The organism is Eubacterium sp. An3 (assembly GCF_002159465.1).
GTDB lineage: Bacteria > Bacillota > Clostridia > Lachnospirales > Lachnospiraceae > Anaerobutyricum > Anaerobutyricum stercoris.
The window spans coordinates 37,682-52,052 of sequence record NZ_NFIR01000026.1; the positions used below are offsets into that span (position 1 = coordinate 37,682).

Below are 14,371 nucleotides of genomic sequence, written 5' to 3' on the forward strand. Positions count from 1 at the left end.
TATGCCGATTGGAGCCATGATATTTTTAGGGGTTATTTTCATTGTTTTTATTGCTCTGGACGTTATTATGCTGGTATCTCTATCCCGTCCGGGAGATGAGCGCAATCAGATTATCGTGTGGAAAGCCAGTACCTTTACGTTGCTTGGGACAGCAGGAGCAAAGATGCTGGATATTATTGAGAACCTGGTTCGGTCACAGCCTATGACCGCTAACCCTTTTATAGAGCTGGAAGTGGCGGCCATCATTTATTTTGCGGCCCTGATGTACTACAGAAGGAAGCATGGGGGCTGAGATGGAAAATATCATAAGAATAAGAAGAAAAGAGCTGGGCCTGTCACAGGAACAGCTTGCCAGAAAATGTGACGTTTCCCGTCAGACCGTCAACGCCATTGAAAACAATAAATACGATCCGACCCTTTCGCTGGCCTTTCGCCTCGCGAAAGAGCTGCAGCTCACCGTGGATGAGCTTTTCACTCCATCATAAAAACTGCCGCAATATACACAGACGGCGGGAAGGAACATGAACGTATTGACACATACGTGCGATTCCTTCCCGCCAGAACTGTGGCTTGCAGCAGTTTTTTTTATTTTGTAATATTCTTCACCCAGCGATACTTACGATAGTACCAGATTTCCAGCGGCATCTTCGTGAACTCGTCCAGATTCAGGAGGAAATATACCACCGGAACCGGCAGATGCAGGACAAAGGCGGCGATGCATCCCACGGGCACGATGATAGCCCACATATTGATCGTATCGCAGATCAGTCCGAACCGGGTATCGCCGCCGGCGCTGAATATACCGCCGATGACGGTGGCGCTGAACGATTTGCCGATCAGATAGTAGGAGCAGACAAACAGCATGAACCGCAGGTAATCCTGCGCCTGCGGGCTGAGCGTGCCTGCGAATCCCTGGATGACCGGGATGCAGGCAAAGAGAATCACGCAGGAGCTCGCGCCGGTAATGAGAGAGATAATGCACAGCTTGTTTCCCGTCTTCTTTGCCTGCGCCAGATTGCCCTGTCCCAGCTCATTGCCGATGATGATGCCGGCTCCGGTTCCGATACCCAGACACAGACAGGCAGCCAGATTCTTCGCAATCTGCGCGATGGAATTGGCAGCCACCGCGTCAGTTCCCAGATGCCCCATGATAACGGACGTCATGGTAAATCCGCAGCCCCAGATGACCTGATTGGCAAGAGACGGCCATGTATAATGTATGTAGTCTTTCTGAAGCCAGGAAGGCGGACGCAGGATATGTTTCATGCGGATCCTGATCTCTTTCTGCCGTACATTTTCAAAGAGAATGAGTGCCAGCTCCACACCACGGGAAATACTCGTCGCGATGGCGGCGCCCGCAATACCAAGTTTCGGAAAGCCAAGCAGACCGAAAATGAGGATGGCGTTTATGATAATATTTAAAATGACGGAAGAAGAACTGTAGAGAGTACTCAGTAAAGCCCGTCCGGTATTTTTCATGATACACAGATAAATCTGCGAGATTCCCATAAAGAAATAAGAAAATGAGGTTATCCGCAAATAGGAAGCGCCGAGGCGGATCAGCTCCTCATCGTTGGTAAAAATCCGCATCAGAAGGTCCGGCGCACACAGCGCAGCCACAGTAAAAAGGAAAGAAACAAGGATGGAAAACCGAAGCACAATCCCGAGAATCTCCTCCAGACGATGCTTTTCACCCTTTCCCCAATACTGGGCGGCAAGAACAGACTCTCCGATAGTAAACGCGCCTAAAAACAGGCTCAGAACAAACTGCACCTGTCCCGCCAGCGATACCGCCGACAGAGAAGACTGATTTAAAAATCCAAGCATGAGCGCGTCGGAGGCGCTCACCAGCGACGCCATAAGGTTCTGCAGCGCCATAGGAAGAACCAGCACCAGCAATTTTTTCACCAGAGTTTTATTTTCTGAATTCATAATGAAAGCTCCTTTAAATTTTCTCGATGCTATTCTATACTATTTTGCCTCTGAGGACAAGAAGTGAATTCATTTCTTGCCTTTCTGGAAGAGGTCACATGAGCCCGGAACGGCGCTCCGTCATACTGCCAATTCCCCTGTATTATTCAACCTCAGCTTGGTTTTCCCGTCCCTTAATGGTAAAATGTTTTTAAATGATAAAATATTTATACTTTATAATAGTAGGAAGATTTAATTTTCCAGCACAGGGAGGAGGGAGTATATGATTTACGTCACGGGAGATACCCACGGAGACTTCCGTCGATTTTCCACGGACATTTTTCCAGAACAAAAAGAAATGACGAAAGATGATTTTGTTATCATCTGCGGAGATTTCGGCGGCATCTGGTGCCAGGAAGATAACAAAAAAGCGATGAAGAATGAAAACTATTGGCTGGACTGGCTGGATGAAAAGCCTTTTACCACACTTTTCGTCTGCGGAAATCATGAGAATTTCGACCGGCTGTCCGCATTTCCCATCGAAAACCGCTACGGTGGAAATGTACATGTGATTCGTCCGTCCATTCTCCATCTGATGCGCGGGGAGATCTTCTGCATTGACGGAAATACCGTCTTTGCCTTCGGAGGAGCCTCTTCCCATGACATTTCCGACGGAATCCTTCAAAAAGAAAACTGGAAAGAAGAAGCCAAAAAACTGGACCGGCGCGGAAAATACATGTACCGGATCGACGGCCTCAGCTGGTGGAAAGAAGAACTGCCATCAGATAAAGAACTGCAAAACGGTTTGACCAACCTGGCCAAAACCAGCAACCATGTCGATTATATCATCACCCATTCACCGCCGGCCTCCATCATCGCTTTGCTGGGATTCGGCTCCTACAAACAGGATATCCTGACAAAATACCTGGAAGATATACGGTGTACCATCGACTATCAATACTGGTTTATGGGACATATGCATATGAACAAAAGATTCACAAAACAAGATTTTCTGTTGTATGAGCAGATAGTACGGGTGGTGTGAGGAAAAAAAGGGGAAATAATGCGATAAAAGAATAGTAACATGAAACTAAAATGAGAAGGCAAATGTATAATTGGAGGTATAAGATTTATGAAAGATATGATTGGATTCTGCGGGCTGGATTGTGAAAAATGTGATGCATATATTGCCACAATGCATGACGATCAGGCGCTGCGTGAAAAAACTGCGAAGCTGTGGGCGGAGTTAAATAACGCCCCGATTCTTCCTGAACATATTAACTGTGAGGGCTGCCGCATGAGCGGTGCTAAAACCGTATTTTGTGAAAGCATGTGTGCGGTTCGTCAATGTGCGCTGAAAAAAGGCGTCACTACCTGTGGCGATTGCCCGGATTTGGCAAATTGTTCGATTGTGGGAGCGATTATAGCCAATAATCCTTCTGCTTTGGAAAATTTGCAGGGATAAAATACATAAAATGTCCCCTATGAGAAATATTAAATAAAAAACGGTTAAATTAGTAAGCATAGGAGACATCAAATGGATTCAATATGGACGAAAACCTTTACGATTAGAAAAAGAACCTCTCTGAAAGGCGACATCCGGGCGGATGTGGCTGTCATCGGCGGAGGAATGACAGGAATACTGACCGCCTGGCAGCTGAAGCAGGCCGGAGTGCGGGCAGTTGTTCTGGAAGCAGAGCGGATTGGAGGGGGACAGACCGGAAATACTACCGCAAAGGTCACGTCTCAGCACGGAATGTTCTGTCATACATTTATCGGGAATAAAGGGGAAGAAACAGCGAGGAAATATGTGCAGGCCAATCAGGCTGCGGTGGAAGAGTACAAAAGAATCATCCGGGAGAGGGGGATCTCCTGTGATCTGAGGGAGTGTGATTCTTACGTTTATTCAGCGGACGGTGATACATTAGCCAAAGAGGTGGAAGCCGCCAAAAAGCTTGGCGTTGATGCCGTACTGGAGAACCAGATTTCTCTTCCGGTCGCCTGCGCAGGCGCCGTGTGCTTCAACGGTCAGGCAGAATTTCATCCGCTGAAGTTTATCGGGGCGCTGGCTGAGGAACTGGAGATTTATGAGAATACTCCCGTGAAAGAAGTGGAGGAACATCTGGTGAAAACGCCTGGCGGCAGTGTGAGAGCAGATAAAATTGTTTTTGCTGTTCATTTTCCTTTTATTAACTTTCCCGGGATGTATTTTGCAAGAATGCATCAGGAACGTTCTTATGTGCTCGCTCTGGAGAACGCCGGAACGGTAGATGGGCTCTATATCGGAGAGGGCGAGGATGTTCTTTCCTTCCGACAGTATAAGCAGTATCTTCTACTCGGCGGGCAGGCGCACCGGACCGGCGAGAACCGGGAGGGAGGACGCTATGATAAACTGAAAGAAGCTGCCGGAAAAATGTATCCTCAGAGCCGTATTGCCGCCTGCTGGTCCGCGCAGGATTGTATGACCACAGACTGTGTTCCTTTTATCGGACCATATGCCGCTGACCGCCCGGACTGGTACGTGGCGACGGGATTTTGCAAATGGGGAATGAGCTCTGCCATGGTATCTGCCATGCTGCTTAAAGATATGATCTGCGGAATAAATAATCCTTACACAGAGGTATTTGCGCCGTCCCGGTTCTCCGGTGAGGAAATTCCTCAGCTTCTGGAGGATACCGGGAAGTCCGTGAAGGGGCTGACAAAACGATTCTTTCATATGCCGCAGGAGACCGTGGACGAACTTCCGCGGGGACATGGCGGCGTCATTGACACCCCACAGGGGAAAACCGGAGTTTATAAGACCGAGGATGGTCAGCTCTTTCAGGTGGATATCGTCTGCCCTCACATGGGCTGTGAGCTGACATGGAACCCGGACGAGCGTTCCTGGGACTGCCCATGCCACGGTTCCCGTTTTGATTATAAGGGAAACCGGATAGACGGCCCGGCGGAGGAAGGAATTGCCCTTGAGTCATCCTTCGAATAAAATGCATAGAGTGCAGCCGCTGCTATCGTTGGGCGTTTTATAAATGACAGTTCGCGGGATATGCGCTCTGTCCCATATATTTCATCATCAGGTCCATACAAAGATGCAGCTGCGGCGTCACCAGTTTATGACGGTGGTGTACGATCTGGCTCCACATGACGATGTCGGGGCATTCGGTATCAAGAACAACCAGCTGTCCGTTTTTTATGTAATCACGTACCACGTATTCCGGAAGAAAAGAGATTCCCCTGTTTTGCAGCAAAAAGCGGGTGATGACATCGGTATTGCCCACTTCCCAGAAGGGATGCAGTTCATAGCCCTTCGACGCAAGAAACTGTTCCATGGGATTCCGGTAGCTGATGCCCTTCTCCGTGAGATAAAGAGGTTCCTGCAGGAGCCGTTCTATGGTAATCTGTTTTTCTCCGGCCAGTGGAGAATCCGCCGACGCCACAAAATATATATTTTCCGGTTGTTCCGAGACCTTAATCCATTCTGGAAAATACATTTTCTCGTCAAGAAAGTAAAGAATATCAATATCATTTTGACGGAGCATGCTGAAAAGATCCGGTACCAATGCGGTATAGGTACTGACTTCCACATGAGGGCAGATTTCCTGCAGCTCCATGATTACATGGGGAAGGACGCTGATGACATAGGATTCGCAGGTACCGATGCGGATCTTTCCGGAAATGTCTCCGGGCTCCCGGACAATATTTTCTGCCTGACTGACGGCTTTCAGTATATCCAGTGCATGAGGAAGCAAACGTTCTCCCGCCTGCGTCAGTTTCACATGTCTGCCGATTCGTTCAAACAGCTGCGCGTGTAGCTCCTTTTCCAGCTGTTTGATCTGCATGGTTACCGCAGACTGTGAGTAACCCAGCTGCTCTGCAGCCTTGGAAAAATTCCTCACCTCTGCGATTCGAATAAAAGTTACCAGATTTCTTATTTCCATTTCCTTGCCTTTCCGTGCTTTGTTGTTCAAAAAAATTGAATGTTTTCATCAAAACTATGAATTATGCAAATGCTACGATTCATGGTACCATTTCTTTCAGAAGAAAGTCAAGGAGGCATCTGCAGATGAAGACAGATACAGAAATACAAAATGTACAGATAGGTACTTTGATACAGGAATTTACCGGGCAGGCCGTTGCATTTTATGACGGCATGAAAGAACAGCCGGTATGCCGCCCGGCGAAGGAAACAACATTGGAACATCTCGAGAAGCAGACGATCCCGGCGGAGGGACGTCCGGTACAGGAAGTGTATTCCGAAATGCTCCGGGACATTTATTCCAATACGATTCTCGGGCAGCATCCACGCAGCTTTTCCTGCGTTCCGTCCACGGCGTCTCTGCTTTCCTGGATGGGCGATGTCATGACCGGCTTTTATAACCCGCATGCCAGCTGCCAGGTCAATGGGCCGGCGGCAGAGATGGTGGAAAAGAAACTGATCAACTGGATGTGCAGTCTCGCCGGATATCCGAAGACTAGCGGAGGATTGTTCGTTTCGGGAGGTTCCATGGCCAACCTGACTGCTCTGACCGCGGCAAGAGATCAGAAACTGACTTACGAAGAGCGAAGCCGCGCTGTCATTTACGTTTCCGGGCAGACCCATGCGTCCGTGGCAAAGGGCCTGCATATCATCGGTTTCCGCAAAGACCAGATTCGTGTTATCCCGGTAGATTCGCTGTTTCGTATGGATATTGCCGCACTGCGCGTCGCCATCCTCAATGACCGGAAAGAAGGACGGATTCCATTTGCAGTTATTGCCTCCGCCGGCACGACCAATACCGGCAGCGTGGACCCGATGCATGATATCGCCTCGCTCTGCAAAGAATTTGACATGTGGATGCACGTGGACGGAGCCTTTGGCGCCTCCGCACTGCTTTCAGAAAAATACAGAGAAAAACTGTCTGGAATAGAATATTCAGACAGCATGAGCTGGGACGCCCACAAATGGATGCTCCAGACATACAGCTGCAGCGCGGTTCTGGTGCGCAAAGAATCCACGCTGGTGCACAGCTTCGCCGCACATCCGGAATATTTAAAAGATGCAGAAACCTCCGAAGAAGGCGTGGAATTCTGGGATCTGGGTCCGGAACTGACACGTCCTGCCCGCGGATTAAAACTGTGGCTCACCCTGCAGACCATGGGGAGCCGCGCCATGGGCGAAGTTATCGATCATGGCTGCGCCATGGCAGAACTGACAGAAGAGCTTCTCCAGAAAACCCCGGGTTGGGAAATCATTTCCCCTGCGCAGCTGGGAGTCATCAATTTCCGTTATGTGCCGCATGGAAACACGACACCGGCAGAAATTGATGTGTATAATCAGGAAATATCCAGAAAAATCACGGAGAGCGGTTTCGCACAGATATACACCACAGAATTAAATGGACAGAAAGTGCTCAGAATGTGTACCATCAACCCGCGGACAACAGAGAAAGATATCTGCGACACCGTGAATCTGCTGAAACAGCTGGCGAGCGATGAGAATGCAGAGGCTGTTTTTGGCGCCAAGACGCAGAAAGAGGAAAGATATTGGCATAGTGCGTGAGGGTAGTAGAAAAGAAGATATTTTCAAGCTATAACCTGCTTGACAATAACAATCGATATTGATATACTTTATACAGACCGTTGGTTTGTATGGAGGTGTCAGATGGCAAGAAACAAATACCCGGAGGAAACCGTGAAGCTAATCTTGGATGCTGCCACCCATTTGTTTGTTGAAAAAGGATATGACTCAACATCTTTGCAGGACATTATCAATGAAACAAAGCTTTCAAAAGGTGCAATTTACCATCACTTTTCGTCTAAGGAAGAAATTTTTGAAGCGATTTTTCACCGCATCGGTGAAGAAAATACAACTGCTTTGGCAAAAGTACGGGATGATAAATCCTTGAATGGACTGGAAAAGCTGCGGGCAATCTTTAAGGCTGCTTTATTTAACTCCAACCAGAGTTTAATGCTGACAGTTACGCCATGCTTGTTGGATAATCCGCGCTTTCTGGCAATGCAGATTGCCCAGCTTTATCAGATTGTTGCTCCTAAGTTTATCCAGCCGATTTTACAGCAGGGGATTGACGATGGTTCCATTCAGGCGGATAATCCCCATGAGCTGGCAGAAGCTATTATGGTCTTATCAAATGTATGGCTCAATCCGCTGGTCAGTATGACTGACGAAGCGGGGATGCATAATCGTTGCGAAACATTTAATGACATGTTAGAGGGCGTTGGTGTCCACCAACTTTTGGACGACGAAATGATAAAAGGCTATATCAGCTATTGCAAGTCCCAGCACACGGACTGACTCCCTAAAATGAGCTGCTCTAAATGAGCAGTTTATTTTAGACATATTACAAACCGACGGTCGGTTTAATAGTTAGATAATGGAGGTATTTTATGCAGACAAAACTTTTCAGACGTGATTTTACTCTCGTGGTGATCGGCCAGATCATTTCTCTTTTTGGCAATGCCATCTTACGTTTTGCCTTACCGCTGTATTTGCTGCGGGAAACAGGTTCTTCCACGTTGTTTGGTATTGTGACTGCCTGTTCATTTGCTCCCATGGTTATTCTTTCTATGGCTGGAGGAGTACTGGCTGATCGTGTGAATAAACGTAACATAATGGTAGGACTGGACTTCTCTACGGCAGCCATTATCATGTTATTTTATTTTTCGCTGGGAAAGATACCAACGGTTCCGCTTTTTATCGTTGTTTTAATGCTACTCTATGGTATATCCGGCACATACCAGCCAGCAGTACAGACAAGCGTTCCACTGCTGGTAGCAAAAGACAAATTGATGGCTGGAAATGCAGTAATCAATCAGGTCAATACACTTTCCGGACTGCTGGGGCCGGTGATCGGTGGCGTGATGTTTACTCTCTGGGGGATTAATCCGATTTTATTTTTGAGTGCAGTGTGTTTTACTTTTTCAGCTATCATGGAGAATTTTATTCATATCCCATACGAAAAACGCCCACGTGAAGTCGGTGTATTTCAGGTAATCGGAATGGATCTGAAAGAAAGCTATCAATTTGTAAGGACAGAAAAGCCTATTTTCTTTTCAGTAGTTTTTCTGGTGTCCATCTTCAATCTGGTTTTAAGCGCAGTGATGATTGTTGGAACGCCCATTCTCATTACGCAGGTATTAGGGATGTCTGATACAATGTACGGCTTCACGCAGGGGGCGTTGGCGTTAGGTGGTCTGTGTGGCGGAATTTTAACTGCCATCGTATCGGAAAAGCTGAAAATCCAAAATTCGTATGTGCTGCTTTTGGTTTGTTCGATTGCCGTAGCGGTTATGGGTATTCCTCTTTTCCTGAATATGCCCGCCATCGTATCGTATTGGGCAATCACTTTCATGAGCTTCATCGCTATGGGAGCCTCCACACTTTTTATGGTTCAAATCTACACACTGGTGCAGACACAGACCCCGCCTCAATTAGTCGGAAAAATCATGGCAGCACTGATTTCCATTGCAATGTGCGGACAACCGGTCGGGCAGGCGATTTATGGTGTTCTGTTTGATATTTTTGCTATGCATACATGGGTGGTTTTAATGGGAGCTGCGACAGCCTCATTGTTGATATCTTTTTATTCTAAAAGGATATTTAATAAGTTGTGAGATTATAGGGAAAAAGCTCCGTCTGTCCCTACGGAAACTGGAAAAGCAAATTGGCTATGACTTGGATACCCTGACGAATTACAAATTTGTGAAGAACCTTATGAGAAAGGAGCCATTTAACGGGAAGAAGATTTCCCAGGTCAAAGCTTTGGACGCAAAGCTGTTCCTAATCAAATTTCAGCAGGACGACAAAAAGTACAACACCGTCAGGACAGTCCGGAGCGTGCTGCATTCCACTTTTCAGATGGCGGTGGATGATGACGTTTTTCGCAAAAACCCATTTGGTTTTGAACTTGCCACGATGGTAGTCAACGACAGCGTGACCAGAGAGGTGATTATGTAAGTATTACGAAGTAGTTTATATGCTTTTTCATACAGGAATGCGTATCTCGGAATTTTGTGGCCTGACACTGAAGAATCTGGATATGAAGAATCGAAACATCAACGTTGACCATCAGCTACAAAGAACTTCAGATATGCGGCTGGTTATCAAGTCAACGAAAACCAATGCAGGAACCAGGAAGCTGCCTATGTCCGAAGACGTATTCCAGTGTTCACAGGCCATCATCGAGGACCGGGAAGCACCGAGGTATGAGAGAGTGATGGACGGATACACAGGATTTCTGTTTACGGATAAAGAGGGCCTTCCATTGGTGGCGATGCATTGGGAGCATCGATTTAACCATATGATAAAACGATACAACGACATTTACCGGGTTCAGATGCCAAATATCACACCCCATGTCTGCCGCCACACTTACTGTAGCAATATGGCTAAGTCAGGTATGAATCCAAAGACGCTCCAGTATCTGATGGGGCATAGCGATATCGGCGTAACACTGAACATCTATACCCGCCTGGGTCTGGAGGACGTCGTGGATGAGCTAAAGCGGATGGAAAAACTAGGAGAATGCCAGGAAGGAAATGGAGAAGGAGAGCAGTTTCACAGAAAATGTTCCCCGAAATATAAAAAATGGGCTGTGGGATACAGTCCATTTTTTATGAGCAAGTAGCTAAACGGATTGCGAGTATCAGCTGATATGGAAAAATGAAGGTGCTCTGCTTTAACAGGGCTTTTTTGATATAGAAGTAAGGTAAATCTTGTGGTATTATAATATTTAAATGGACTATTTTTAGTTATATTAGAAAAGGGGTTAATAGATGGAACGAAGAAATTTTGCGCAAATTTTAGAAGAGGCTCAAATTGATATAAAAAGGGAGTATGATCGTTTGTATAGTGCTTTTTATGTTCAGAAAATTCAAGATATACAAGGAAATTATTATTCTCTGAAAGACTATTGTGCGGCAAATTTTATAAATATCCCATTTCGTGGAACATGTTTGAGTTTAGATGATTTTGATGATTTCTATGGTATGCATTTTGAAAAGGTACCAAGTAATTTTGATTTGAATTATCTAATATTGTTTTGCGAATATACATATAATTTAGTTTTATATTTAAATTATAATATGTCGTTGATATATACAGGGATAAATTCGCCACAGCAAGTTTATTTGCAACAAATCATAAAGGTAATTGAAGCGATAGGCTATATGATGTATCAAAAAGGAAGTCTAACAATTATGCTTCCTAAATCTCCGGAAGCTATTGCTGTATCAGAGATAGTTTCTCCTGCCATATCATATAAAATTATTGAATATAATCATCATGCGTTGCAAGGAAACATTGAGGCCAAGAAAGCTATTATACTTTTATTAGCCGATCAATTAGAGCCTAAACGAACAGAACTAAAAAGTATTAATAAAACCTTAGAAAATAATATATTCTTTTTATACAATAACATGAATTTAAGACATAATAATTGCGACTGTGTTTCTAAAAATTATAAAAAGCATACAGCGGATATGTCAGAGCAAGAACTGGAATTTTGGTATGATGAAATTTATCAATTAAGTTTGCTTGCTTTTTTAGAATTAGATAATATTGAACGTACTAGAAAAATCGAGATTCTTAAACATAGTTACTAAATATGTGTTATTAAAAAAATAGATTGATTGTAGTAGATGTGTAAAAAGTACGAATATACTAAAAATAGTTGTTTTAGTCTTGAAAAAAATAATTTTGAAAATATTCACAGTAGTAACCCCCTATTCTTGCTACGTCTTTACTACTTTTGATGGCCTTAATATGACACATTTTGCCGCGCTTTGCTTATCCTATGGTTGTTTTAACAATCTCAGAGGCAACTACATATCTGGCAAAACAGGAGGTCTTTAAAATATGATACGAGTGCTTTTCGTGTGCCACGGCAGGAGTCAGAATGTGAGTTGTTTAACGGTCTTTGGCAGCTGAAATGTAGCAAATCGGAGCAGGAGAGTCAGAGGTGGACTACGGATATACCACTACTGAGGGAAGAAAAAATAATGTAAAATAGCCTGGGAGAAAGATTTTTCAGGCATTTATATTATTACTATAAGCATTTTTTGTTTTTCGGGATATTTTCTTTAATTTTTGATATACGTTTAGCTGATCAAGTTGAAAGGGTAAAAAATGAAGTTTAGAATGTGGCTTATATACAAGAGGATTTCTAAGATAATTCGATCAATCTACGATAGCCGATTTTTATATTGGCTTAGAAGTACATTGCTATTTAACGTAATTAAAATGTTTGTGCTGGTATTAGGGATAGTGTACACATTGTTCCTCTTTTTTCCGTCAGAAGCAAATATATATTTTTCGGACGAAGTTAAAGAGTTAGAATTTGTAGCAAATTCTGCTAGAGGTTCTCTCGAAACTGATCAAATAAACTTACAAATAGAGAGTGATTGTAAAATTCGCTTAGATAATATTTGTGTAGATTACGAAAATACAAGATATGAGAATATAGAATATCTCTTATTATCTGTAGAAAAGCAAGCTCCTTTCGGACTAGTTGGTATACAAAATAATCAAACGACTACATCGGCTTTTTTTATAAGCCAAAAATCTATAGGAAAAGCGAATTCCGTAAGATGTTCTAACAAAGAAATAATATTAAACGAAGGTATACTTTTAGGTGGTCTGGATAGTTCTGAATATGAGTTTTGGACAACTGGCGCTAAAATAACAGCATTTACTTCAGATAATAAAGAAGTATTTCAAGCAACAGAATTTAATATTATAGTAGATGAAGATTTATATGGGACGCCATACCTGACAACGAGTAAGAAAACCACTTTGATTACGCCCAATATTATGCGAAAATATAATGAATCACCAGTTACTAATTATTGTTCTATGGATTTTGATGGTATTACCACATTAACATATGAGGGAAGTGGAGAGCTTTTATTTTCGCCTTCTATTACTCCAGAAACTTATTCTATTCATGAACAATCTGTTGATTTTCATGGAGTACCAAATGAATTAGAGGCATCAATGATGATAACAGAAGACTCATTAGAAAATAACATAGCATTAACTATAAGCGGCAAAGTAAATGAAGCTCATATATCTAATATGACCCTATTCCCCACTTTTTCAGCATGGTATGTAAAAAATATTTATTTAGCTCCTTTGAGTTTAATATCAATAGTATTCGGCTCCATTTCTTTGATGAAAAGGAAAAGAGATGAATAATAAATTTTGCTTGTAGGTCATCCATATAATTGAGAATACAAAAATAGAGTAATCAGATTGGACAAACTAACCATGTGGAGACAGTCTGTCTGATTGCACAAAATCATGCATAATAGACACGAAAAAATATACAAAAACCACAAGATGTTGCATTCTGCGAAAAGAAATGATTTGGCAAAACTAAGTGCAAAAAGTCTGTAAATAAGGGGGATTTAGGGGAGGATGGAGTTTTGCAAAATTGTTAATATTGGCTATGTGGAGCAGGTGTTCTGCTGTCGAGAAACGCCCGGTAAATCAAAGACTTCCGCAGTTTTGGGGCAAAAATAAATGTGTGTTTCAGTTTCCGTAGAATGGCAATACGGAAACTGATTTACCCCAGAGGATAGATATTTTGGGACAAGCGATATACATTTTGGCAAAGGGGATACCTTTTCGCAAAAGAAGAAAAGCGGAAAGTATTGTATATGTAAAGAGGTGTAGGCATGGATTTAATTAACGAATATAATCTGTTATGTAAAGAGCCAGACTATGCACAAAAATCATGGTATCAGGCTAGAGGATACAAATTTGAAAAGTTGATTTTGGAAGTTTGAAAGCGTGATGAATTGTATCCAAGAGCTAGTTATAAAATATCTGGAGAACAAATAGATGGTTCTGTTGTATTAGGAGATAAGGTATATTTGTTAGAGGCAAAATGGTATAAAAAGGAAATGGCGACATCTGATATCTATGCATTTAAAGGTAAGGTCGATGAAAAATTAGTCGGAACGATAGGAATATTTATTTCTATCTCTGGTTTTAGCAAAGATTCTGTGGATGCACTAATTTTTGGTAAAGAAATAACTGTCATTTTATTTGATAAAATGAATTTCCTACCCTACCTTAAATGTGCAGGGTGTTGTTTGGCTATGCTGTATAAAATCCCTGTTACTGTGAATGTTGAGAGTGTCGTGTTGATGTCACGAGTTGAGAAATAAAGAAAAGTGTAGAAACAAGGTATTTCCGGGAATCGAGACTTGTCAGAGGACAGGTTCCGGTTCCCGGATTTTTTCATTTTACGGGTAAGTGGGAACTAGTCTACTGTGGAAAATGGCGGAGAGTTGAGTGGATAGGATAGATATTGGGTATGTTGTGGAGACAGGATGGATAAAAGGTAAACGGTAAATACTCCGTACCTCGAAAATCATAGTCATATGTGAGACAATAGACTCGATTCTTATCAATCCGTGCTAATAGTTCAGTACTCAACTTTTAGTACTGTTATAGAAATGA

The 14,371-nt window shown here is 43.4% G+C and carries 15 protein-coding genes; 13 read left to right on the plus strand and 2 right to left on the minus strand.

Annotated features, from left to right (window positions below; translation table 11 throughout):
• The first annotated feature begins 1 nt into the window (after nucleotide 1).
• Both B5F87_RS16290 and B5F87_RS16295 read left to right on the plus strand, forming a co-directional pair.
• Nucleotides 2–292, plus strand: coding sequence for a hypothetical protein (locus B5F87_RS16290; protein WP_087282963.1), 291 nt, complete (start codon nucleotides 2–4; stop codon nucleotides 290–292).
• 1 nt (nucleotide 293) lies between these two features.
• Nucleotides 294–485, plus strand: a complete 192-nt coding sequence (locus tag B5F87_RS16295) for a helix-turn-helix transcriptional regulator (RefSeq protein WP_204245485.1) — start codon at nucleotides 294–296, stop codon at nucleotides 483–485.
• A gap of 100 nt (nucleotides 486–585) precedes the next feature.
• Here B5F87_RS16295 and B5F87_RS16300 read toward each other — a convergent pair whose 3' ends face one another.
• Complete coding sequence (locus tag B5F87_RS16300; protein ID WP_087282933.1) at nucleotides 586–1,932, minus strand: MATE family efflux transporter; 1,347 nt, start codon at nucleotides 1,930–1,932, stop codon at nucleotides 586–588.
• Between the two features lie 262 nt (nucleotides 1,933–2,194).
• On the opposite strand from B5F87_RS16300, the gene B5F87_RS16305 reads away from it, so the two are divergent.
• From B5F87_RS16305 to B5F87_RS16315, 3 genes are all read left to right on the plus strand, one after another.
• A complete protein-coding gene (locus B5F87_RS16305; RefSeq protein WP_087282935.1) occupies nucleotides 2,195–2,956 on the plus strand; it encodes a metallophosphoesterase in 762 nt (253 codons plus the stop codon).
• Between the two features lie 87 nt (nucleotides 2,957–3,043).
• Nucleotides 3,044–3,376, plus strand: a complete 333-nt coding sequence (locus B5F87_RS16310; protein ID WP_087282937.1) for a DUF3795 domain-containing protein — start codon at nucleotides 3,044–3,046, stop codon at nucleotides 3,374–3,376.
• A gap of 72 nt (nucleotides 3,377–3,448) precedes the next feature.
• Nucleotides 3,449–4,894 (plus strand): FAD-dependent oxidoreductase, encoded by a 1,446-nt coding sequence (locus tag B5F87_RS16315; RefSeq protein WP_087282939.1) that lies wholly within the window; start codon nucleotides 3,449–3,451, stop codon nucleotides 4,892–4,894.
• Between the two features lie 37 nt (nucleotides 4,895–4,931).
• Here the strand turns inward: B5F87_RS16315 and B5F87_RS16320 are convergent, their stop codons facing one another.
• Nucleotides 4,932–5,846 carry a LysR family transcriptional regulator gene (locus B5F87_RS16320; RefSeq protein WP_087282941.1) on the minus strand — a complete coding sequence of 305 codons (915 nt, stop codon included), beginning with the start codon at nucleotides 5,844–5,846 and terminating at the stop codon, nucleotides 4,932–4,934.
• A gap of 125 nt (nucleotides 5,847–5,971) precedes the next feature.
• On the opposite strand from B5F87_RS16320, the gene B5F87_RS16325 reads away from it, so the two are divergent.
• The 8 genes from B5F87_RS16325 (at nucleotide 5,972) to B5F87_RS20760 (ending at nucleotide 14,076) form a co-directional block, all read left to right on the plus strand.
• The gene (locus B5F87_RS16325) at nucleotides 5,972–7,447 is read left to right on the plus strand and encodes an aminotransferase class V-fold PLP-dependent enzyme (RefSeq protein WP_087282943.1); all 1,476 of its coding nucleotides are present in this window, start codon (nucleotides 5,972–5,974) and stop codon (nucleotides 7,445–7,447) included.
• A 102-nt stretch (nucleotides 7,448–7,549) separates the two neighbouring features.
• Nucleotides 7,550–8,200 (plus strand): TetR/AcrR family transcriptional regulator, encoded by a 651-nt coding sequence (locus tag B5F87_RS16330; RefSeq protein WP_087282945.1) that lies wholly within the window; start codon nucleotides 7,550–7,552, stop codon nucleotides 8,198–8,200.
• A 92-nt stretch (nucleotides 8,201–8,292) separates the two neighbouring features.
• On the plus strand, nucleotides 8,293–9,519 hold the full coding sequence (locus B5F87_RS16335) for an MFS transporter (RefSeq protein WP_087282946.1): 1,227 nt from the start codon (nucleotides 8,293–8,295) through the stop codon (nucleotides 9,517–9,519).
• A gap of 100 nt (nucleotides 9,520–9,619) precedes the next feature.
• Entirely contained in the window at nucleotides 9,620–9,862 is a 243-nt protein-coding gene (locus tag B5F87_RS21465) for a hypothetical protein (protein ID WP_242964530.1), read from the plus strand.
• Between the two features lie 37 nt (nucleotides 9,863–9,899).
• Nucleotides 9,900–10,532: a site-specific integrase gene (locus tag B5F87_RS21470; RefSeq protein ID WP_242964534.1), complete on the plus strand. Its 633-nt coding sequence runs from the start codon at nucleotides 9,900–9,902 to the stop codon at nucleotides 10,530–10,532.
• A gap of 148 nt (nucleotides 10,533–10,680) precedes the next feature.
• On the plus strand, nucleotides 10,681–11,508 hold the full coding sequence (locus B5F87_RS16345) for a hypothetical protein (RefSeq protein WP_087282948.1): 828 nt from the start codon (nucleotides 10,681–10,683) through the stop codon (nucleotides 11,506–11,508).
• A 523-nt stretch (nucleotides 11,509–12,031) separates the two neighbouring features.
• The gene (locus B5F87_RS16350) at nucleotides 12,032–13,099 is read left to right on the plus strand and encodes a hypothetical protein (protein ID WP_158097073.1); all 1,068 of its coding nucleotides are present in this window, start codon (nucleotides 12,032–12,034) and stop codon (nucleotides 13,097–13,099) included.
• Between the two features lie 605 nt (nucleotides 13,100–13,704).
• The gene (locus tag B5F87_RS20760) at nucleotides 13,705–14,076 is read left to right on the plus strand and encodes a restriction endonuclease (protein ID WP_204246089.1); all 372 of its coding nucleotides are present in this window, start codon (nucleotides 13,705–13,707) and stop codon (nucleotides 14,074–14,076) included.
• Nucleotides 14,077–14,371: the final 295 nt, after the last annotated feature.